The sequence below is a fragment of the Alkalibacterium sp. s-m-28 genome (assembly GCF_054658175.1).
In genome coordinates this window covers 1-1,436 of record NZ_BAAGIQ010000196.1, presented here as the reverse complement: position 1 = coordinate 1,436, position 1,436 = coordinate 1, and the positions used below count along the sequence as shown (strand labels likewise).

1 protein-coding gene is annotated in these 1,436 nt (G+C 34.7%); it reads right to left on the bottom strand.

Going from position 1 to position 1,436, the window contains the following annotated elements:
* Positions 1-694 precede the first annotated feature (694 nt).
* On the bottom strand, positions 695-1,273 hold the full coding sequence (locus tag ACYQ4S_RS11880; protein ID WP_459771351.1) for a hypothetical protein: 579 nt from the start codon (positions 1,271-1,273) through the stop codon (positions 695-697).
* Between the last annotated feature and the right edge of the window lie 163 nt (positions 1,274-1,436).

Sequence of the window (1,436 nt, the reverse complement as noted above, 5' to 3'; positions counted from 1 at the left end):
TTAGTTTCACTAAACCAACTGGCAGAGTCTGCTTACTTAAGATATTGAACCGCCGTATACGGAACCGTACGTACGGTGGTGTGAGAGGACGGTAAATAAATTAATTATTTACCCCCTACTCGATTGTTTTTATACAAAAAAATGACAATAGAAAAAAAACATATCACAAAGGCACTTAACGTTAATCCGTCTCGATATATTACATACAACACGAGATTAAAAATCGTTGCTATTACTAACAAGATAAGGACATTTACATTTATATTTTTGGTCATTTTAATTCAATCCTTTAAATAAGAGTATCATATGGGTGAATTTTATCAGTAATACGAACTGGATTAAAAATCAAAATAAGGAGATTGATTTTCTTACTGCGAATATAGCTGCTATTCATTTTAATTAAATAGACCTGTACAAAACAATTATTAATTACAAAGCACAAGTCTGTTAAAGAAATTTGTTAATATTGTATAATTTTACATAGATGGTTCTTGATTAGAAGGTAAATGCACGACACCTGGTCCGGCACCGCCACCACCACTAGTTGATCCTGAAGGTCTTGATCTGACAGAAAATGCATCAATTTTAGTCATGTCTACTATAACGCCGTTTCCCCTGTTGTGAGAAGTCATTCTATTTCTTAATAAAGCAACATGGGTTGAAAAGTACAAAGCAGTAGTCGATGTTAGGGGTGCTAGAGGGGAAACTTAATTGTTAAAAGCCCTAAAGCTCCTGCCCTACCAATTTGCAATAGACCTAAATCGCTTACTGTTTGAGTGGTTTGCGCATTAGTGAAAAAGGTTCTAGTCCCCCACCAGTACCTCTCTACATTGTATCCACGGCTAGCAAAAGTATTAGTGCTAGTTGTAGAAAATTCCGGTTGTTCTTCTAGATATATACCAGGTCTATTTATATTCGAATCAGTCTGTATAGTAGCCTGAATATTTTGAGGTTGCAACTCTAAAAAGCTATCTTCTAATTTCTCTAAATTATATTTTTCATATAGTTGAGTGGGGATACCAGAATGTAACTCCCAAAACCCATCTTCATTCACAATGACATAGGGTTCAACATCCTCTATGAATTGATCGAGTTCAAAGGAACTAACTTCTTGAGTTTGCTCTTCGTTAATACTTTCTTCTGACGCCACGGCTGTTAATGTAGGAAATATCCCACCAGATAAAACTAAAACTGAACTAGTACTAATAATTAATTTTTTTAGAGAAAATGACATAAATGAGCCAATTTCATAATTATTTGTCGTGTTTAACACCTGATAAATCAACTTTTTTAAAACATAGAAAAAAGGCCCCCCCCATATGGTACAATTAGGTTGTCGACTAAGACACGTACTCCAGGAGGGATTCCTTATGTCCATTATACAACAACCCACTTTATTTGACATTGATTTTTTAGAAAAACTTGACGTTCAGGAG